Raw genomic sequence first — 18,071 nt, forward strand, 5'->3', positions numbered from 1 at the left:
GTCATGTGACATACTAATTTCGTAACGTATTCACAAGAATGCAGCGAAGGAGGAAATCATGGCTAAGAATTTTTTAGATGAGTATAACGATGCTCAGAATAACAGCAAAAATGATAGCAAGAATACAAGCAGAAATTCCAGTAAAAATGCAAGTAAAAACGCTGGTAAAAATGCAAGTAAGAATGCGAGCAAAAATAGCAGCAAGAACCGTGCAAAAGATTCTGCTGCAAACAATTCCAAAGATTGTTATTAATTTTCCGGAGCCGGTCGATTAAGACCGGCTCTTTGGTCATAATGACGCAGAGGCTGGAATAGATTAAAAAGAAAAGGGTATGATATGAAACCTAATCTGGTGTCTTTTTCAGAAGCGTCAAAATATATTTACCACAGTAAAACACTTCTCGTGGATTTGCGAAGCAGGGAAGCATTTGCAACGTCACATATTTCCGGTGCGTGGAATATCCCGTATGAGGAACTTTCACAGTATCAGGAAGAAATGATGAACTACGACAGAATTATTTTTTACTGCGACCATGGAAATCATAGTCTGCAGGCGGCGAGAGAACTGGCAAAAAAAGGGAAATGGGCGTCCAGTATCGCCGGAGGATACGAAGAAATGAAAAAATGAGGTTACTATGAAACAGTATGAATTGATTGCACCGTGTCATTTTGGAATGGAGGCGGTGCTGAAACGTGAAATACAAAATCTTGGTTATGAAATTTCGCAGGTGGATAATGGCAAAGTGACATTTTTTGGAGATGCGGCGGCAATCGCCCGTGCCAACATTTTTCTGCGTACAACGGAACGAATTTTGCTGAAAATTGACAGCTTCCGTGCGACAAGTTTTGATGATTTGTTTGAGGCGGTAAAAGCAATTCCGTGGGCGGATTACATACCGGAAGACGGAAAGTTCTGGGTGACGAAGGCAAACTCTGTGAGCAGTAAATTGTTCAGTCCGTCGGACATTCAGAAAATTGTGAAAAAGGCAATGGTTGAAAAACTCAAACAGACCTACCACGCGGATTGGTTTGAAGAGACCGGGGCGTCTTACCCACTTCGGATTAGTATTGTGAAAGATATTGTGACGATTGGGCTGGATACGACCGGAGAGTCGCTTCACAAACGCGGTTACCGCAAATTTACGGCACCGGCACCGGTTACGGAAACATTGGCGGCAGCGATGATTCTGCTTTCGCCGTGGCATGCCGATCGTATGCTGATTGATCCATTCTGCGGAAGTGGAACGATACCAATTGAAGCAGCGATGATTGCTTTGAATATGGCGCCGGGGATGAACCGTGAATTTACTGCGGAGAGCTGGAAAAATCTCGTGCCGAAAAAGGCGTGGTACGATGCGATTGATGAAGCGGAAGACGCTATCCGAAATGATGCAGAGATTCATATTCAGGGATATGACATAGACGATGAGGTGCTGAAAATGGCGAGGGCAAATGCAAAACTTGCCGGTGTGGATGAGTACATTCATTTCCAGCAGCGTGATGTGGCTGATTTTAATACACCGAAAAAGTATGGTTTTGTAATCAGCAATCCGCCGTATGGCGAGCGTCTCTCGACCAAAGAAGAAATGTTTGATTTGTACAAAACGGTTGGACGTGTGATGTCGGAAAATGATACGTGGTCGTTCTTTTTGCTAAGTGGATATGAGGATGCGCAAAAGGCTGTGGCAGCGGGCGGAAACCGAAAAAAAGCAACGAAAAACCGTAAAATTTACAATGGCATGATGAAAACGTATTTGTATCAGTACATGGGCGAAAAACCGCCGGTGAGAAGAAAGGATAAAAAAGAAAATGAGTAAAAAACGATTGGTTTTTGCAACTGGAAATCAGGGAAAAGTCAACGAATTCCGCCAGATGCTAGGCGATGACTATGAGATTTTATCTATGAAAGATATTGGTGTGGATATTGATATTGTAGAGGACGGAAAGACATTTGAAGAAAATGCTGTGATTAAAGCGAAAGCAGTTATGGAAGAGACCGGTGAGATGGTTCTTGCGGATGATTCCGGTTTTGAGGTAGATTATCTGAACAAAGAGCCGGGAATTTATTCGGCGAGATATTTGGGAGAAGATACCCCGTATTCAATTAAAAATGCGGAGATTCTCAAACGCTGTGAGGGTGTGCCGGATGAAAAGAGAGACGCCAGGTTTGTCTGCGTGATTGCCTGTGCCTACCCGGACGGAACAGTTGATACGGCAACGGGAATTATTGAAGGAAAACTTGCTAAAGAGCCAAAAGGAGAGAATGGATTTGGCTACGACCCGATTTTTTATCTGCCGGAGCGAGGCATGACGACCGGAGAAATGGAGCCGGAAGAGAAAAATGCAATCAGCCACCGCGGCATTGCAATCCGTAAAATGGTTGAGATTTTGAAAAAGAGAGGCGAGGCATAATGAAGGCACTGATTTTTAGTGATTCGCATGGAAGAACCGAAAATCTTGTAAAAGCGATGGACAGGTATCCGGATTTTCAGGCGATTTTTCATCTTGGGGATGTAGGAAATGATGAAGCTTATATCCGTTCGCTGACGCCGTATCCGGTTTATATGGTGAGAGGAAACTGTGACTTTTCATCTTCGCTCAAAGAGAGTATGGTGATTGAATTTGGCGGCAAGCGCATTGCGATGTGTCATGGACACCGATATCTTTCGTATGGCGGGGCGCCGGACGCTCTGCGCTACTTTGGGCTGCAAAATCATGCCGATGTTGTTATGTTTGGACATACGCATGTGCCGTATTTAGAGAAAACCGATGATTTGATTCTTTTGAATCCGGGGAGTATTTCAAAACCGAGACAGGATAATAAAATTCCCACCTACACGGTGATGGAAATTCGTGAAGATGGGAAAATAGATTTTCGTATGTGTGAAATGCCTTACTAAAAAAGTGCTAAAATTGCGTTGAATACGCCGGTGCTGGCAACGGCCATAATAATTCCGGCAAGCAGTACGCCACCCATGCATGCTAAAATCGAGGATTTAAAATCCATATCGAGAAGACTGGCAGCGAGTGTACCGGTCCATGCACCGGTGCCCGGCAGCGGAATACCAACAAAGAGAAGCAGTGCGACGAATGTACCTCGTCCTGCTTTTTCTTTTAATTTCTGTCCGCCCTTTTCGCCTTTTTCCAAGCAGAATCGGAAGAACCTGCCAATGCCCTTTTTATCGGAACCCCAAATCAAAATTTTTCTTGCGAAAAGGTAGATAAAAGGAACCGGCAGCATATTACCAATTACACAGATGATGTAAGATGGTATAAGCGGCAGTCCGAAAACAACGGAATAAGGGATGGCACCACGCAGTTCAACAATAGGCACCATGGAAATGAAAAACAAAATCAGATATTTTACAAACATAATATTTCTCCTAATAATAAACAATTGTTGGATAAGTCCAATCCATATTGTACATGATATGTGTAGGGAGCGTCAAGAAAAAGTATAATTTTTTTGAAAAAAGTGTTGACAAAATGGATGTTTTTGGTATAATGAAGAAGTCGCTGTGAGTGACGCATGGGATCTTAGCTCAGCTGGGAGAGCATCTGCCTTACAAGCAGAGGGTCACAGGTTCGAGCCCTGTAGGTCCCATTGAACTTTTCAATTGTGAAAAGTTTTTATATATGTCAAGACAGTTTCGTCTTGGCAGTTTAGATGGCGGGATAGCTCAGTTGGCGAGAGCACACGGTTCATACCCGTGGTGTCGGGGGTTCGAATCCCTTTCCCGCTACTACAGACCTCCGAAGGTAACTTCGGAGGTCTTTTGTATATCTTGACATAGCATGAGAAGAAAGTGAGGTAAGACACGATGAGAATTGGAATGGGATATGATGTGCACCGCTTGGTGGAAAATAGAGAATTGATTCTTGGCGGTGTGACGATCGATTATGAACTGGGACTTTTAGGTCATTCGGATGCGGATGTTTTACTGCATGCGATTATGGATGCTCTGCTCGGTGCGGCTGCTCTTGGTGACATTGGCAAACATTTTCCGGACAATGATGAGAAATATCGTGGTGCAGACAGTCTGTGGCTGTTAGAGTGTGTCCGTGGCAAAGTGAAAGAGGCGGGATATGTTGTTGGAAATGTGGATGCAACCATTATTGCACAGAAACCGAAGATGCGTCTGTATATTGAATCAATGCGTGAAAATGTAGCGAAAGCTTTGTGTGTAGATGTTTCCCGGATTAACATTAAGGCAACAACGGAAGAAGGGCTTGGTTTCACCGGAAGCGGTCAGGGCATATCGGCACAGGCGATCTGTTTGTTAGAGGAAGAACCTGTTCTTATATGAATGATATTACATGAATAAATTCCCGCAGGGACAAGACTCCGAAAAAGTGTGGTGCGACAAGGATGGCGCAAACGAAAATAATTGTCATTAGGGTGAATAAAAGCGTTCTGCGCTTTGTCCATGGATGGCAGACACGTGCTACGACACCGAGGGAGACAACGCCACCGGCTAACAGATTCAGCGTCTGATGAAATGCTGTTGTAAAACCAAAACGAAGGGACAAAAACTGGATGGCGCAAATTCCGACACACAGAATGAGTGCGGCAGGAAGCGAAATACGCAGGACATGGCGTAAGAATCCGGTTGTTGTCGGCTCTTCGTGTTTTTCGAGGGCAAGAAAGAAACTTGGAATTCCGATTGCCGTAGCACCAATTAAGCTGAGCTGAATCGGAATGAACGGATAGGATTTTCCAATAATAATAAATATGGTACACAGAAGGACGGAGTAAATTGTCTTTGTCAGATAGAGCGCACTGACACGCTCAATGTTGGCAATGGTAGTTCGTCCTTCTTTTACGATATTTTCCATAGAGGCGAAATTGGAATCCATCAGTACAATGTGTGCACATTGTTTTGCAGCGTCCGCTCCGTTTGCCATGGCAATTCCACAGTCAGCATCTTTGAGTGCGAGAACATCGTTAATGCCGTCGCCCACCATACCGACAACATGTCCGGCGTTTTGGAAGGCGTGAACGAGTGCCTGCTTCTTTTCCGGTGTAACGCGCCCAAATACGCTGTATTTTGGTGCTATTTTACAAAGTTCATCGATATCGTCCGGAAGTGTTCCGGCATCGATATATGCATCTGCCCCCGGTATTCCGGCAAGTCTTGCAATGTATGAAACAGTAACCGGATCGTCGCCGGAAATGACTTTGACTGCTACACCTTGTTTTGCAAAAAAGGCGAATGTATCGAGTGCATCCTCTTTTACGCAGTCAGAGAGTACAATAAGAGAAAGTGGGGTGAATTCCTCGATTTCTTTTGCATCCTTGTATAATTTTTGGCATGAACCAAGCAGCAGTACACGAAGTCCTTCATTGGAGTAAGTGGCTGCTTTTTTTAATATTTCGTCATCTTTTGTGAGATAATCCGGAGCACCAAGAAGAAAACATTTGTCTTTCGTTTGGATTCCCATAAATTTGCGTCGGGAACTAAATGGAACACTGTCAGTTACCGAATATGTATCAGTTTCTTTGAAAAAAGCCTGTAGTGCCGTGCTTGTGGCATTTGTTTCAGTAAATGCATAGACAAGTGTCCCCATGATATCGTGAATCATTTCTTTGTCCACACCGAAAGGAATTACTTCATCAACGGTCAGTTCGCCGGTGGTAATCGTTCCGGTTTTATCTAAACATAATACATTTACGCGGGCTAACGCCTCAATTGCTTCCATTTCCTGCACCAGTGCTTTTTTTCTCGCAAGGCGTCCTACGCCTAGAATAAAGGAAACACTGGTTAAGAGCACCAGTCCTTCCGGAATCATGCCAAGAACACCAGCAACCGTACTTACCAGAGCATTTGATAAGGTGTCGTCCGCACGGAAATACTGAATACAGAAAAGGGCAGCACCAATTGGTACAATGGCAAAACTAACATAGCGTATAATTCGCTTAATGGCATCCTGCATTTCAGACGTTGCCCGACGTTTCGTCTGTGCCTTTTTCGTTAATTTGGCTGCATAACTGTCTTCAACGGATTTCAAAACTTTTGCCGTGCCGGAACCCGCTACAATGAAACTGCCGGAATAGAGAAAGTCACCCGGCTTTTTAAATACCGGAATGGACTCGCCGGTCAGGTGCGATTCATTGACTTCTAATCCATCCGAGGTAAGAACTTCACCATCTGCGACAATCTGGTCGCCTGTCATAATGTGTATGGTGTCGGAAACTGCCAGGGATTCAATCGGAATTTCTGTGATTGTGCCATCGGCTGCAAGTTTTCTCGCTTTTGTTGCCGTGATTACGGAAAGTTTATCGATGAGGGATTTTACCTTACATTCCTGAATAATTCCAATCAAAGAATTGGAAATGACAATTCCCATAAAAAGCATATTTTTATATTGTCCGGAGAGAATGATAAAACCTGCTAAAATTACATTCAGCAAGTTGAAATAGGTAAGCGTATGCGCCCGGACAATTTGTGAAATGGTTCTTGATGTAGTCTTCATGTGAATCCCTCCTATGCTGATTTAAGTATATCGGAGAATGGGGATGGGGTCAATAATAAAGAAATATTTCCAAGGAAGCATTTTACAGCCCCCCCCTCGTTGTGATATACTGTGGGCGATAACGAACAAACATGGATAACAAGACGAGCTTTTTTGGCATATCAATAAGATAACCAAAGGATGGTTTGTTGTCGGAAAACAAGGAGGTAATTGATGATTTTTTCTGGATTAATGATTCCTTTTCTGGGAACAACATTGGGAGCAGGCATGGTATTTTTCATGAAGGGAAGTATGAATCAAAAGCTGGAGAAAATGCTTTTGGGGTTTGCCGCCGGTGTTATGATTGCAGCTTCAGTGTGGTCGCTTCTTATACCTTCAATTGAGATGACGGAGCAGGCGGGCGGCATTGCGTGGATTCCTGCGTGTGTCGGTTTTTTGCTTGGCATGATATTCTTGTTATTGTTAGACAGTGTGATTCCACATCTTCATTTGGATAGTGATAAGCCGGAGGGACCGAAAACGAAACTTGGGAAGGCAGCCATGCTTGTGCTGGCGGTGACACTGCATAATATTCCGGAAGGGATGGCAGTCGGTGTTACATTTGCGGGAGTGCTGATTGACAATACAGGGATTACACTTTCGGGTGCTTTTGCCCTGGCGCTTGGAATCGCGATTCAAAACTTTCCGGAAGGAGCAATTATTTCTATGCCTCTTTGCAGTCTTGGTGTGTCGAAAAAGAGGGCTTTTTTGTATGGCGTGTTGTCCGGGCTTGTTGAACCGGTGGGAGCGATGCTTACAATTTTGCTAACCGGTATCATTGTTCCATTTCTCCCTTATTTTTTGTCGTTTGCGGCAGGTGCTATGATTTACGTTGTGGTGGAAGAATTGATTCCGGAATCACAAATGGGGGAGCATACCAATATAGCAACCATCGGTGTGGCGGTTGGTTTTACACTGATGATGGTTCTTGATGTGGCTCTCGGATAGTAAAATAAATACGATAAAGCGGAATATAAAGTGCAGTTACAAAGAGAAAACACATTGATAAAATATAGGAAAAAGAAGGTTAAAGGTGGTGTTTTCTTTTGAAGGAGAGCTTTTCTAAGAAAGCTGTTGGTGAAAGGTTGAAAGGATTCCGTTTATCGATGCATATGACTCAAAAAGAATTTGCAGAAGAAATGCACTGGGATGTGAATACATATCGTAAAATTGAGACGGGCTGCTCTTTATTAACTTCTGATAAAGCACAGATGTTGTATGATAAATATGAGATTGATATCACTTATCTTTTAACAGGTAATAAGCCTGATTTTGACAATCATTTGCGGCAGCTTTGGCTTACGGCAAGTCGTGTGGAGAAAAAACTTATTCTTGCCCGCCTTATTTCTTATGTTGAAGAAATGTTGTAGGAGAATATGTGATGCGAAAAAAGGTACTTATTTTGGAGGATATGGAAACCACAAGAACTGCATTGAAGCGTATTGTGGAATCATGTGATGATGCAATTACGGCGTATGCATTTTCTGAGGTGGGACCTGCTCTTGCATGTATGATGGAAAATCATATTGATTTGTTCTTTGTAGATATTATATTAAAACCACAAGTTGCAAATGATTTTTCAGGGATAAAGTTTGCAGAGTATGTAAGGAAACAGGAAGAATATTTTGGTGTGGATATTATTTTTGTAACAAGTCTGATTGGACTTGAGGCAGAACTTTTACGAAAGATACATTGTTATGATTACATAGAAAAACCAATTCAAGAAAGTCGTGTCCGTAAGGTCGTCATGCAGGCATTCCGTAAAATGCACAGTACAGTTTTGGAGGATGCCGTCTGTTTTGTTAGAAAAGATAAAGTTTCTTACGCTGTGCATGAAAAGGATATTGTTATGCTTTCTAGCAGACATAAGAAGTTATATATTATTAAGACGGATGATGAGTTAGAAATTCCAAATCTATCCCTAAATCACTTTTTAAAACAAATTAGAACACAGAAATTTTTGATTCCAACCAAAGGAATTGCGGTGAACTACGCCTATTTGGAGTATGTGGATCCCGTGAACCGCTATGTGAAACTGCGCGGACGGGACGAACTCATAGAAATTGGAACAAGAATGAAGAAACAATTTTTAGATGAAATTGAAGAATTGCAAAGGATGAGATGATGAGCTGGCTTTGGATCTATATAACATTGATGGAATGGGTCGGGATTGTTTTGGTGGTGAAAGCTCTGGGAGATGAACAGTATCACATAGAGCCTAAAAAGGCAGGGGTATACTTCTTAGGAAATATGTTATATTATGCAGCTTTTATGTATTTTGGGCTGCCTCAGATATGTTCTGTGATTGGATATGTTTTATTATATGCATACATTTATTGGTGTTATCATGATGGAATTGTAAAGACACTGGCTATGTGTGTAATGGGCTTAATAATACTTGGTGTTGTTGAATTGTTACTGTCTCAGGGAGTTTATTATTTTGTGCCTCTTGATTTGGCAGATGGCTGGTTAGAGGCAATATCATCTACGCTGTTAGTGGTTGTAAGCGCACTCTTGTCAAAACTAAAAATTTATAGGCTTATGGGGCTTTTTGAGCGCTGGGATGTCTCATATTTCTTTGTTGCGTTTTTGAGTTTAATGATTTTTGCCCCAGTTGTTGTGCTTCGAGCATTTAAAGAATTGGTCGTAGCGGAATATTTTTACATTACAGTTTGTATTTTGGTTATGTGGTTTTTGATATCAAAAATACAGAAAAATAAAATTGAAAATCAATTGCGTAAAAAGTATTTGGAAAGCTTTACCGAGATTATTTCGCAAATTCGGAGGAGACAGCATAAAGTTAAGAATCAGTTTGATACAGCGTTTGGGATGTATCGCTTATATGACAATTACGACGAATTAGTTGCGAAGCAGAAGGAATTTCTAGGAAGAATATGGGATTACGAACTGCCAACGGATGCAATTGTTTTGGAAGAGCCAGCGGTGGTGGCATTAATATATGAGAAAATTAATGAAGCGATTGAAGAGGGGATTGAAGTTCATACGATTTTTTCGTGTAGTATGCTGCATAGAGGTGTTTCTGATGTTATCTGGGTACAGATTTTAGGTACTTTGCTTGATAATGCAATTGAAGCGGAGGAAGAATTTGATGGACAAAAGAAGATGTGGATTGAAATACAAGAACAAAAGGGAAATGCGGGAAAGGTATCAATCTATATTGCAAATGCTTATTATAAGAAAAGCCAAGATGAACTAGAGCAATTATTTGAGTATGGATATAGTACAAAAGGTGAAGGGCGTGGAATCGGACTCTATGATGTCAAGATACTGGTTCATAAAAATAAGGGTGATTTAATTGTTCAGAATGGACAAAGGGATGGGGGTGATTGTTTCGAACTGTGGATTGTGATTTAGAAAAAAAGCTACAAATCGCAAATAGATGATTTGTAGCCTTTTTTTTATTTTTCTTTAAATTCAGGTTCACCAAAGAACATTAAGCATGGACCATGGTAAAAAATTATACCGCCCAGAGCGATGCACAAGGAACTAAACTTGTACAAGAATGATTTGTTAATCTTTTTCATATATCTCTCCTTTCCGTGTCAACTTGGCACAAATTAATTGTATAATTTGTAAAATGATGCTCCAAAAAACGACAGAGCGATGGGGCACATTTTGCAGGGCAAAATAAAGAATGGTGTAAACCAAAAGAATTAAAGAAGACAAAAAACGCTTATTTGTATACTGTTTTTTTGTCATTACCTTTCTTTTGGCAGAGGGAACAGGTCCGATAAAAAAGAGAAGTAAATTGCTTAAAACAAACAAACTGATTTGTGCATACAGGGGAAGTGTAAACATTTCACCCATGAACAAAATAACAGCAAAAAAGCAAAAACTGAAAATAAAACAACTCCAATAATGTTTCAGATGAATACCGCCGGAAATCCAGCGAAACGGCAATAAAGCAACCAAGCAAACTGCAAATTCTGAAAATTTTCCGATGACAGCGAAAAATACGAAAAAGAAAACGAGCTTTGATAACTCATAGGCGAACACTTTTAATGTGTAGTCCATTTTTGCCATTTCCAAGTCTGTAAACTGATAGGAACTTTGAATTTGTTCCAGCGATTTATCATAGACACTCATGTTGTTCCCTCCTTTTGCAAGCCAGTATAGAAAAGAAAAAAATGGAAGAGGAAAAATATGCGTAAGTGTAAATACTGCACGGAATAAAAGCGTCATATAGTAGAAAACGGATAAGAAAATTGCTTTTGTGCAAGAAAATAAATACGTTATGAAAATAAAAACATTTAATTGTTTATAAATGATAAAATATTTCATCTCTAAATAAAGAAAAGGGAGGAATTTACAATGGACAAAGAGGTTGGAGAGAGAATACGACACGTGAGACTGGACAAAGGATATACAAGAGATACCTTGTCCATGATGTCGGGAGTATCGGAAAAATATATTTTCCAGATTGAACGGCAGCACACAGGCTTCTCGGTAGACATATTGTTAAAACTGACCAAAGCACTGGATTCATCCTGTGATTATCTGCTTAGAGGGCATACGGAGTTTCCTTATGAAAATGAAATTATAGAGTTGATAGAAAAATTTGAACCAAATCAACTGGGAAAAGTGTATCTTATGTTATCTTCGTTATATGAAATCATGAAGAGGGGGGATTTGTAAATTGTAAAAAGGCTGCAAATCGAAAGTGACTTGCAGCCTTTTTTCTTAATCTTCTTTTACTTCTTTGAAGTCAGGCTCTCCAAAAAACATCATGCACATTCCCTGTGCATAGATAAGACCGCCAAGAGCGATACATAAAGAGCTGATTTTGTACAAAAAAGATTTGTTAAACTTTTTCATGAATGAGTATCTCCTTTCTGCATAGATTCCTTTAGCGCTGCGCCTTCCCCACCGTTCCACTTCAAAAGCAGTATAAGGTGATAGTTTTTTAAAATGGACAAATATGCATAAGTGCAAGATTTTTTAGAATAAACGCATAGATTTCTATGAAATTGGAAAATAATAATGCTTTCATGCCATAAAAGGGATGCGTTATGAAAAAAGAATATAGGCTTTTTTGGGGAATGATAAAATAGCATGTCTTTGCTTTGGTGAAGAAAAGAAGGAGGAAAAAAGAATGAATCAGGAAATTGGATTGAGAATCCAAGAGGTAAGAAAGAAAAAGGGGCTTAGCAGAGGTGATTTGGCGGATATGTCAGGGATTTCGCCTAAATTTATTTTTCAAATTGAAAAGCAGGGCTTTGGTTTTTCTGTTGATACGTTAATGCAATTGACTCGTGTACTCGAAACTTCTTATGATTATCTTTTAGAAGGTCACGCAGAATTTTAATCTCAAATGTATAAAGAACAAATCCATAAACCATACTAAATCCTAAGTTAAGCGGAAAGGATACATGGTTATGAATGAGAAAAAAATGGTAGGCAAAAGGAGCGTTTTATTTTCCAGACCGCCGATTATCATTGGTGCGGGCAGTGTTGCCGGGGAAAAAGAAGGAAACGGTGCTTTTGGCAAGTGCTTTGACATGGTTGAGGAAGACCCTTTGTTTGGCGGAAAAACGTGGGAGGAAGCGGAGAGCAAAATGCAGCAGCTGGCGACCCGGATTGCACTGAGAAAAGCGGGACTAGAGCCGCAGGAAATCCGTTATTTAGTGGCAGGAGATTTGCTTGGACAGTTAATTGCTACTTCTTTTGGTATCATGAATTTCAATATCCCGATGTTTGGTGTATATGGTGCGTGTTCAACGATGGGAGAGTCTCTGGCGATTGGAGCAATGCTCATTGATGGAGAGTTTGCCGATTATGTGGTCGCATTAACCTCAAGTCATTTTGCCAGTGCAGAGAAACAGTTCCGTTATCCGCTTGCCTATGGCAGCCAGCGTCCGTATTCTGCAACGTGGACGGTGACGGGCAGTGGCGCAGTGGTTTTAGCATCTTCACGGGCAAAATGGAAACGCAAAGAGACCGGTTATGTGGAAGTGACGGGGATTACAACAGGAACGATAACCGATTATGGAATTAAAGACAGCATGAATATGGGAGCCTGTATGGCACCGGCTGCCTGCGATGCCATTCTTCATAACTTTAAAGATATGGGAATCGGACCGGATTATTATGACTGTATTGTGACCGGCGATTTGGGAACCATTGGACAGAGAATTTTGATTGATATGCTGCGGGGCTATGGCTACGACATTGAAAAACAGCACTTCGACTGCGGTACCGAAATTTATTACAATAAAGAGCAGGGAACCAATGCCGGCGGCAGTGGGTGCGGATGCAGTGCGATAACACTTTGCGGATATATTCTTCAGAAAATGAAAAAGAAGGAGTGGAAAAGGGTACTGTTTGTTCCGACCGGTGCGCTGCTATCTACAGTAAGTTTTAACGAGGGAAATTCGATACCGGGCATTGCCCACGCAGTCATGCTGGAGGGAATTTCCGGCTCCGGAAAGGGGGTGGGAGAATGGACTATGTAACAGCGTTTTTGATTGGCGGTGCAATTTGTGCGATTGTGCAGGTTATTATGGATAATACGAAACTGCTCCCGGGACGAATTATGGTAGGACTTGTCTGTGCAGGTGCTATTTTAAGTTTCTTCGGACTATATGAGCCATTTGCCGACTGGGCAAAATCCGGCGCATCCGTGCCGCTGATTGGATTTGGGCATCTATTGTTTAAGGGCGTTAAAGAGGCAGTTGACAAGCAGGGATTTATCGGTACTTTTTATGGGGGATTAGAAAGTGCGGCGGTCGGTATTTCCGGTGCATTAATTATGGGATATCTGGCAAGCCTTGTTTTTAAATCAAAAATGAAATGATGTAAAATATCCACGTTTTTATCGTTTTGTACATTTACTTGAAAAAGCGGTTGTGATACAATGTTTTCCAAAGGGGCAAAGGGGTGTCGTGTCGTTTGGCTGATACCCCTTGTCGGTTTGGCATATAGTGAATAAGAGTTTATAGAAAGTGGTGAGCTTGTTTGAAACGACCGGGGAAGGAATTGGAAAAGTATTGGTACGCCGGACTCACGGGATTTTTTGTTATTGTGGCAGCGTTAGTAGTTTATGCAATAACGAGTAATTTGACGGGGCTTGGGAAAATATTTGGCGCACTTAATTCGGCATTGATGCCGGTGTACATAGGCGTTGTGATTGCGTATCTTCTCAGTCCGCTTGTGAATAAATCGGACCGTTATATATTTATTCCATTGTGGAGTAAAATTTTTAAGGGGAAAAAGAAAAAAGCATCAAATGTTGCGAGGGGATGTTCCGTGTTTTTTGTGCTTCTTCTGGCGATATTTGTTGTGTTTGGAATTATGATGTTAGTAATACCGGAGATTATTGACAGTATCACAGGGCTTGCAAAGAGTATGCCGGAGTATTATAACAATGTGAAGAACTGGGGTACTCATATTTTTAAATCGAATCCGGAATTTGCGGATTATTTTACGAAAGCCTCTAAAGATATATTTGATAAATTGTTAGATTGGCTGCAAAATGATTTGCTTCCAAATAGTGATAAGTTTTTGGGGGCAATTACCGACGGTGTTATGGATGCAACCAGTGTTTTGGTTGACTTTTTTATCGGGCTTATCGTTTCCATTTATCTAATGGCAGGAAAAGAAAACTTCTGTGCTCAGGCGAAAAAACTGATTTTTGCGGTTCTGCCGGCAAAAAGAGCGGGAAGCGTGTTGTCTGTGTTAAGCGAAACGCATGGTGTTTTTGCAAAATTTATCAGCGGAAAAATTATTGATTCCCTGATTGTTGGTGTATTGACATTTATCATTATGAACATTGCGGGAATTCCGTACACCATTTTGATAAGTGTGTTAATTGGTGTGACAAACATCATTCCGTTTTTTGGCCAGTACATCGGTATTATTCCGAGTGCGGTGCTGGTTTTTATTGCAAGTCCGAGCAAAGGTGTTTTGTTCTTGATTTTAATTATCATTTTAATGCAGTTTGATGGAAATGTATTAGGACCGAAAATTCTTGGTGATTCCATTGGCTTAAAGAGTTTTTGGATTTTATTTTCCATTTTATTCTTTGGCTCCTTGTTTGGAGTTTTAGGTATGATTTGTGCAGTCCCGGTGTTTGCCGTTATTTACCGCATGGTGAAACGGTTCTGTGCCGGACGGCTTGCGAAAAAGCAGTTGCCGACGGAGACAGAATGTTACTGCAAGGCATGGGATGATGCCTGGGAGCCGGGGGACGAAAATAAGAAAGGATGAAGGATATGAGAAGGGGCAGCCGTTTGTTATGTATAGGGATAGCAGCTTGTATGATGTGTGGATGTGGTATTCTGCCAACAGAAGAAGAGTTTGACGCAGCACCGTTAGTAAAAGAGTACAGTGATGAAAATGTAGGAAAATATACTGTTACGAGGGGGGATATGATTCAAAGCGAATCGATTGCCGTTCGGTATGAAGGTACGAAAAAATCCGATGTGTATGGTACGGATGATGGTATCCGCATTAAGAAATTGTGTGTTTCCAAAGGGCAGCACGTAAAAAAAGGTGATGTCCTTTTACAGGAATATCTGGAAGATGAAGAAGAGTCGCTAAAGACCAGTAAACGTCAGGTGAGTACGCTTACCCTTCAGATTAGTCAGGCAAAACAGATGCGGCAGAGAGAACTAGAGCAGTTAAATCATACAGGTGGCAGTAAAGAAGAAAAAGAAAACGTAAAGACGCAGTATGATGCGCAGATTAAGAGCTGCCGGTCAAGTTTAGAATTAGCAAAATTAGATATTCAAAGTTTGGAAGAAACGATACGGGAAGCATCTTTGAAGGCGCCGATTAGCGGAACGGTGACATTTGTAGAAAAATCGCTTGAGGGCGGTTATGCAAATCAGGAAAATCTACTTGTCACGATAAGGGCGGCGAAGAAGAACCGGTTTTCCTGTAAAACCGAATATACGTCCCATTTTTCGCAGGGAAGTGAGGCAACCGTCACGGTTATGGGACAGCAGTACAAGACCACGGTGAAAAAAGGAAAAGGGAAACAGATTTATTTTGTCCCGAAGCAGGAATTGGCTTTGAAAAATGCAGTAACAGGAACAGTAGATTTGGTTTTGAAAGAAAAGAAAAATGTTCTTTATGTTCCGTCAGCACTTGTTTTTGATATGGGAAGCAAAAAAGTTGTTTACATAGAGGGAAAAGAGGGAGTAAAGGAAACGAGAGAAGTTACAACCGGAGAACAGATTCAGAATGAAATCGAAATTACCGGTGGATTAAAAGAAAACGAGCAGATATTGACAAACTAATGGAGTATTTTGCAAAAAGGGAGGAAACCATGAATTGTAAAGTGCAAAAGTATCGTGTATTGGTGATGGGACTTTTGATTTTATCGCTGATGGGACTTTCTGCCTGTGGCAGACAGGAATCGACAGCGAACGTGCCAAAACTCAAAGACCCGGTTGGCGTTGATGTGGATACGGCAAAAGTAAAGAAAATGAATTTAAGTAGTGTGAATTCCTATTCCGGCGAGGTAGTGCCGGATATGGTTGGCGCTTATTTTGCAAATTCGGGACAGGCTGGTGCCGTGAAAGTAGAAATTGGCGATAAGGTAAAGAAAGGTCAGCTTTTGGCTACACTTACCGGTTCGGAATCGACGGTGAAAGATTTGCAGAAGGAGTTAGAATCTCAGATTGCAGAAAATGCGGAGACAAATGCTTCCTCTCAGAGTAAAATCGAGCAGTTAAACATCGAATTAAAAGCGGTGAAAAAACAGAAAAAGCAAGCGAAAAATACGAAAGATAAGAACAACCTTGGTAAGCAGATTGTGCAGAAACAGGAAGAAATCAAAACGGAAAGACTACGGTTGAAATTGCAGAAACAGACGCAGAAACAGTACATCGGTGAATTAAAAAGTGATATTGCAAATGCGAAAAAAACAAGCAAATTGAACCGGTTGTATTCCCCGGTAAATGGAGAAGTAATTGCGAAAAATCTGGCGCCCGGAGATTTTGTGACAGGCGGTGTTTCGGTGATTACAATTGCCGATATGGATAAAACACAGATTCGCACCGAATACATTGGTTCTTCGGTGTTAGATCGTGCAAGCGGCTACCAGGCCGTGATTAATGGAAAAAAATATAAAGTAACGGCACAGGAACAGGACGTTTCACAGATGGATGTGGAGATGGGTAATCTCCCGACAAGTACTTATTTTGATTATGAAAAAGATGCGAATGTTTCGGTTGGAGATTCAGTGACGCTGGAGTTTTACAACAATGCCACAGAAGACGCTTTGGTTGTACCGAGCAATGCGGTTTTTAAAGCAAAAAGCGAGCATTATGTATACCGTATGGATGGAGATGCGAAAAAGAAAGTGAAAGTGACACTGGGAACAAAGACCGATGCGTATACACAGATTATGTCAGGATTAAAGGAAGGAGATGTTGTCTATGTGCAGGATTAAAAAACTGGCAATTCTCCTTGGTTTATGTATGGTGCTTACCGCCTGTGGAAGCGGTGAGCAGCAGAAGTCCAAAGTAATGCTGTATCAAGGAGATACAAACAAAAAGGAAGAAGAGCATTATAAAACGACGAAGGTGAAAAAAGGTACCTACGAAGAGAAAATTTCGGCGACAGCCAGCTTGGTTTATCAGAATGATAAAGCAGTAACGATTAAAGATTCCAATGCCTATCTGGATAAGATTTTGGTAAAGAACGGACAGAAGGTAGTGAAGGGACAAAAACTTGCCACTTATCACGTAAAGATTTCAGATACAAAGTTAAAAAAGAAAAAGCTGGAAACGGAACAGGCAAGGTCTGAGTATGACGTGAACCTAAAGAGCAAGAGAAACGAAGTGCTGCAGCAGGAAAGAACGATAAAAACGCTCACGGATGCAACTGAAAAAAAACTGGCACTGCTACAGTTAAACAAATTAAAAAGTGAGTACAAAGATTTGCAGAAGCAGGGAAAATCCATTCAGAAAAAAGAGAAAGAATATAACGATTTGGTACAAAAACGGAAATCTGCCACACTTACGTCTCCGTACAGCGGAACAGTTGCAGAGATAACGGATTCTATCGGTGATGAGGCGTCCGGTGAAAATATTATGCTGATTCGTGATAAAAAAGATTTTCTGTTAAGTGCAGAAGATGCTTCCGGTCTGCGGTATAACATGACGGTAGATGTTGGTTTGGGAGCAACACTTGATAGTATTAAGTATCACTTAAAAGGCAAAGTGATTTCGACCGATAATTTGCAGCAGGATTTGCAGGATGGAAATGACAATGGCGGTGAGCAGCAAAATGAAAGCGGCGGTGCTCAGTTAATTCGTCTTTCTAAGAAAGATAGAGAATCCTACCAATTTTCAAAATATAACATTTACATCACAGGAGTGAGTTTGAAAATTGAGGATGCCTTACTTGTCGATGCGGATGCCGTATACGAGGAAACGGAGAATGAGGAAATCAAGAATTTTGTTTATCTTGTAGAAAACGGCAAATTACATAAACGCTATATTGTTAGTAACTATAAACAGGAAAAAACGTATTTGGTAAACCAAGGTCTGGAAGAAGGCCAGACGCTGGCGATTGTATCAAAGTAGAAA

General features: G+C 41.2%; 22 protein-coding genes and 2 tRNA genes. 20 read left to right on the forward strand and 4 right to left on the reverse strand.

Translation table 11 applies throughout. The features are described from left to right. The first annotated feature begins 58 nt into the window (after positions 1 to 58). From DW019_RS05690 to DW019_RS05710, 5 genes are all read left to right on the forward strand, one after another. Positions 59 to 253, forward strand: coding sequence for a hypothetical protein (locus tag DW019_RS05690; protein ID WP_117478684.1), 195 nt, complete (start codon positions 59 to 61; stop codon positions 251 to 253). An 84-nt stretch (positions 254 to 337) separates the two neighbouring features. Further along, the gene (locus DW019_RS05695; protein WP_022376096.1) at positions 338 to 628 is read left to right on the forward strand and encodes a rhodanese-like domain-containing protein; all 291 of its coding nucleotides are present in this window, start codon (positions 338 to 340) and stop codon (positions 626 to 628) included. A gap of 7 nt (positions 629 to 635) precedes the next feature. Next, a complete protein-coding gene (locus tag DW019_RS05700) occupies positions 636 to 1,817 on the forward strand; it encodes a class I SAM-dependent RNA methyltransferase (protein WP_118442781.1) in 1,182 nt (393 codons plus the stop codon). Next, positions 1,810 to 2,412 (forward strand): XTP/dITP diphosphatase, encoded by a 603-nt coding sequence (locus tag DW019_RS05705; RefSeq protein WP_022376094.1) that lies wholly within the window; start codon positions 1,810 to 1,812, stop codon positions 2,410 to 2,412. Before DW019_RS05700 ends, DW019_RS05705 begins: the two co-directional genes overlap by 8 nt. After that, entirely contained in the window at positions 2,412 to 2,900 is a 489-nt protein-coding gene (locus DW019_RS05710; RefSeq protein ID WP_117478681.1) for a metallophosphoesterase, read from the forward strand. Before DW019_RS05705 ends, DW019_RS05710 begins: the two co-directional genes overlap by 1 nt. Here DW019_RS05710 and DW019_RS05715 read toward each other — a convergent pair. After that, positions 2,897 to 3,373 carry a small multi-drug export protein gene (locus tag DW019_RS05715; RefSeq protein ID WP_118442782.1) on the reverse strand — a complete coding sequence of 159 codons (477 nt, stop codon included), beginning with the start codon at positions 3,371 to 3,373 and terminating at the stop codon, positions 2,897 to 2,899. The genes DW019_RS05710 and DW019_RS05715 overlap by 4 nt on opposite strands. A 158-nt stretch (positions 3,374 to 3,531) precedes the next feature. On the opposite strand from DW019_RS05715, the gene DW019_RS05720 reads away from it, so the two are divergent. The 3 genes from DW019_RS05720 (at position 3,532) to ispF (ending at position 4,307) form a co-directional block, all read left to right on the forward strand. Further along, positions 3,532 to 3,604 (forward strand) — tRNA-Val (locus DW019_RS05720). A 65-nt stretch (positions 3,605 to 3,669) separates the two neighbouring features. Beyond that, a tRNA-Met gene (locus tag DW019_RS05725) sits at positions 3,670 to 3,743 on the forward strand. A 78-nt stretch (positions 3,744 to 3,821) separates the two neighbouring features. Beyond that, a complete protein-coding gene (gene ispF, locus DW019_RS05730; RefSeq protein ID WP_118442783.1) occupies positions 3,822 to 4,307 on the forward strand; it encodes a 2-C-methyl-D-erythritol 2,4-cyclodiphosphate synthase in 486 nt (161 codons plus the stop codon). Here the strand turns inward: ispF and DW019_RS05735 are convergent. Then, the gene (locus DW019_RS05735; RefSeq protein WP_118442784.1) at positions 4,300 to 6,474 is read right to left on the reverse strand and encodes an HAD-IC family P-type ATPase; all 2,175 of its coding nucleotides are present in this window, start codon (positions 6,472 to 6,474) and stop codon (positions 4,300 to 4,302) included. The genes ispF and DW019_RS05735 overlap by 8 nt on opposite strands. A 213-nt stretch (positions 6,475 to 6,687) precedes the next feature. Between DW019_RS05735 and DW019_RS05740 the strand changes: the two genes are divergently transcribed. The 4 genes from DW019_RS05740 (at position 6,688) to DW019_RS05755 (ending at position 9,888) form a co-directional block, all read left to right on the forward strand. Then, a complete protein-coding gene (locus DW019_RS05740; RefSeq protein WP_117478678.1) occupies positions 6,688 to 7,461 on the forward strand; it encodes a ZIP family metal transporter in 774 nt (257 codons plus the stop codon). A 98-nt stretch (positions 7,462 to 7,559) separates the two neighbouring features. Continuing rightward, the gene (locus DW019_RS05745; RefSeq protein WP_022376086.1) at positions 7,560 to 7,883 is read left to right on the forward strand and encodes a helix-turn-helix transcriptional regulator; all 324 of its coding nucleotides are present in this window, start codon (positions 7,560 to 7,562) and stop codon (positions 7,881 to 7,883) included. 11 nt (positions 7,884 to 7,894) lie between these two features. Beyond that, the gene (locus DW019_RS05750; RefSeq protein WP_117478677.1) at positions 7,895 to 8,638 is read left to right on the forward strand and encodes a response regulator; all 744 of its coding nucleotides are present in this window, start codon (positions 7,895 to 7,897) and stop codon (positions 8,636 to 8,638) included. Beyond that, complete coding sequence (locus DW019_RS05755) at positions 8,635 to 9,888, forward strand: GHKL domain-containing protein (protein ID WP_118442785.1); 1,254 nt, start codon at positions 8,635 to 8,637, stop codon at positions 9,886 to 9,888. The genes DW019_RS05750 and DW019_RS05755 overlap by 4 nt, the downstream gene beginning before the upstream one ends. A 156-nt stretch (positions 9,889 to 10,044) precedes the next feature. Here the strand turns inward: DW019_RS05755 and DW019_RS05760 are convergent, their stop codons facing one another. After that, a complete protein-coding gene (locus DW019_RS05760) occupies positions 10,045 to 10,620 on the reverse strand; it encodes an accessory gene regulator B family protein (RefSeq protein WP_022376083.1) in 576 nt (191 codons plus the stop codon). Positions 10,621 to 10,845: 225 nt separating this feature from the next. On the opposite strand from DW019_RS05760, the gene DW019_RS05765 reads away from it, so the two are divergent. Then, positions 10,846 to 11,169, forward strand: coding sequence for a helix-turn-helix domain-containing protein (locus DW019_RS05765; protein ID WP_022376082.1), 324 nt, complete (start codon positions 10,846 to 10,848; stop codon positions 11,167 to 11,169). A gap of 45 nt (positions 11,170 to 11,214) precedes the next feature. Here DW019_RS05765 and DW019_RS15630 read toward each other — a convergent pair whose 3' ends face one another. Further along, a complete protein-coding gene (locus DW019_RS15630) occupies positions 11,215 to 11,349 on the reverse strand; it encodes a hypothetical protein (protein ID WP_022376081.1) in 135 nt (44 codons plus the stop codon). 277 nt (positions 11,350 to 11,626) lie between these two features. Here DW019_RS15630 and DW019_RS05770 point away from each other — a divergent pair, with 277 nt between their 5' ends. The 7 genes from DW019_RS05770 to DW019_RS05800 all read left to right on the forward strand — a co-directional run bounded on the left by DW019_RS05770 (position 11,627) and on the right by DW019_RS05800 (position 18,068). Continuing rightward, the gene (locus DW019_RS05770; protein WP_022376080.1) at positions 11,627 to 11,839 is read left to right on the forward strand and encodes a helix-turn-helix transcriptional regulator; all 213 of its coding nucleotides are present in this window, start codon (positions 11,627 to 11,629) and stop codon (positions 11,837 to 11,839) included. A 70-nt stretch (positions 11,840 to 11,909) separates the two neighbouring features. After that, on the forward strand, positions 11,910 to 12,986 hold the full coding sequence (locus DW019_RS05775; RefSeq protein WP_118442787.1) for a stage V sporulation protein AD: 1,077 nt from the start codon (positions 11,910 to 11,912) through the stop codon (positions 12,984 to 12,986). Further along, entirely contained in the window at positions 12,974 to 13,327 is a 354-nt protein-coding gene (locus tag DW019_RS05780) for a SpoVA/SpoVAEb family sporulation membrane protein (RefSeq protein WP_022376078.1), read from the forward strand. The genes DW019_RS05775 and DW019_RS05780 overlap by 13 nt, the downstream gene beginning before the upstream one ends. A gap of 161 nt (positions 13,328 to 13,488) precedes the next feature. After that, the gene (locus tag DW019_RS05785; protein ID WP_117478672.1) at positions 13,489 to 14,739 is read left to right on the forward strand and encodes an AI-2E family transporter; all 1,251 of its coding nucleotides are present in this window, start codon (positions 13,489 to 13,491) and stop codon (positions 14,737 to 14,739) included. A gap of 5 nt (positions 14,740 to 14,744) precedes the next feature. Further along, on the forward strand, positions 14,745 to 15,773 hold the full coding sequence (locus tag DW019_RS05790; RefSeq protein ID WP_117478671.1) for a biotin/lipoyl-binding protein: 1,029 nt from the start codon (positions 14,745 to 14,747) through the stop codon (positions 15,771 to 15,773). A 29-nt stretch (positions 15,774 to 15,802) separates the two neighbouring features. Continuing rightward, on the forward strand, positions 15,803 to 16,930 hold the full coding sequence (locus DW019_RS05795) for an efflux RND transporter periplasmic adaptor subunit (RefSeq protein ID WP_118442789.1): 1,128 nt from the start codon (positions 15,803 to 15,805) through the stop codon (positions 16,928 to 16,930). After that, on the forward strand, positions 16,917 to 18,068 hold the full coding sequence (locus DW019_RS05800) for an efflux RND transporter periplasmic adaptor subunit (protein ID WP_118442790.1): 1,152 nt from the start codon (positions 16,917 to 16,919) through the stop codon (positions 18,066 to 18,068). Before DW019_RS05795 ends, DW019_RS05800 begins: the two co-directional genes overlap by 14 nt. Positions 18,069 to 18,071 lie beyond the last annotated feature (3 nt).

The organism is Clostridium sp. AF37-5, assembly GCF_003477605.1.
In the GTDB taxonomy this organism is placed as follows: domain Bacteria; phylum Bacillota; class Clostridia; order Lachnospirales; family Lachnospiraceae; genus Eubacterium_F.

Coding starts and splice junctions, on each gene's coding strand:
- DW019_RS05690 (WP_117478684.1), top strand. CDS start 59: ATGGCTAAGAATTTTTTAGATGAGTATAACGATGCTCAGAATAACAGC.
- DW019_RS05695 (WP_022376096.1), top strand. CDS start 338: ATGAAACCTAATCTGGTGTCTTTTTCAGAAGCGTCAAAATATATTTAC.
- DW019_RS05700 (WP_118442781.1), top strand. CDS start 636: ATGAAACAGTATGAATTGATTGCACCGTGTCATTTTGGAATGGAGGCG.
- DW019_RS05705 (WP_022376094.1), top strand. CDS start 1,810: ATGAGTAAAAAACGATTGGTTTTTGCAACTGGAAATCAGGGAAAAGTC.
- DW019_RS05710 (WP_117478681.1), top strand. CDS start 2,412: ATGAAGGCACTGATTTTTAGTGATTCGCATGGAAGAACCGAAAATCTT.
- DW019_RS05715 (WP_118442782.1), bottom strand. CDS start 3,373: ATGTTTGTAAAATATCTGATTTTGTTTTTCATTTCCATGGTGCCTATT.
- ispF (WP_118442783.1), top strand. CDS start 3,822: ATGAGAATTGGAATGGGATATGATGTGCACCGCTTGGTGGAAAATAGA.
- DW019_RS05735 (WP_118442784.1), bottom strand. CDS start 6,474: ATGAAGACTACATCAAGAACCATTTCACAAATTGTCCGGGCGCATACG.
- DW019_RS05740 (WP_117478678.1), top strand. CDS start 6,688: ATGATTTTTTCTGGATTAATGATTCCTTTTCTGGGAACAACATTGGGA.
- DW019_RS05750 (WP_117478677.1), top strand. CDS start 7,895: ATGCGAAAAAAGGTACTTATTTTGGAGGATATGGAAACCACAAGAACT.
- DW019_RS05755 (WP_118442785.1), top strand. CDS start 8,635: ATGATGAGCTGGCTTTGGATCTATATAACATTGATGGAATGGGTCGGG.
- DW019_RS05760 (WP_022376083.1), bottom strand. CDS start 10,620: ATGAGTGTCTATGATAAATCGCTGGAACAAATTCAAAGTTCCTATCAG.
- DW019_RS05765 (WP_022376082.1), top strand. CDS start 10,846: ATGGACAAAGAGGTTGGAGAGAGAATACGACACGTGAGACTGGACAAA.
- DW019_RS15630 (WP_022376081.1), bottom strand. CDS start 11,349: ATGAAAAAGTTTAACAAATCTTTTTTGTACAAAATCAGCTCTTTATGT.
- DW019_RS05770 (WP_022376080.1), top strand. CDS start 11,627: ATGAATCAGGAAATTGGATTGAGAATCCAAGAGGTAAGAAAGAAAAAG.
- DW019_RS05775 (WP_118442787.1), top strand. CDS start 11,910: ATGAATGAGAAAAAAATGGTAGGCAAAAGGAGCGTTTTATTTTCCAGA.
- DW019_RS05780 (WP_022376078.1), top strand. CDS start 12,974: ATGGACTATGTAACAGCGTTTTTGATTGGCGGTGCAATTTGTGCGATT.
- DW019_RS05790 (WP_117478671.1), top strand. CDS start 14,745: ATGAGAAGGGGCAGCCGTTTGTTATGTATAGGGATAGCAGCTTGTATG.
- DW019_RS05795 (WP_118442789.1), top strand. CDS start 15,803: ATGAATTGTAAAGTGCAAAAGTATCGTGTATTGGTGATGGGACTTTTG.
- DW019_RS05800 (WP_118442790.1), top strand. CDS start 16,917: ATGTGCAGGATTAAAAAACTGGCAATTCTCCTTGGTTTATGTATGGTG.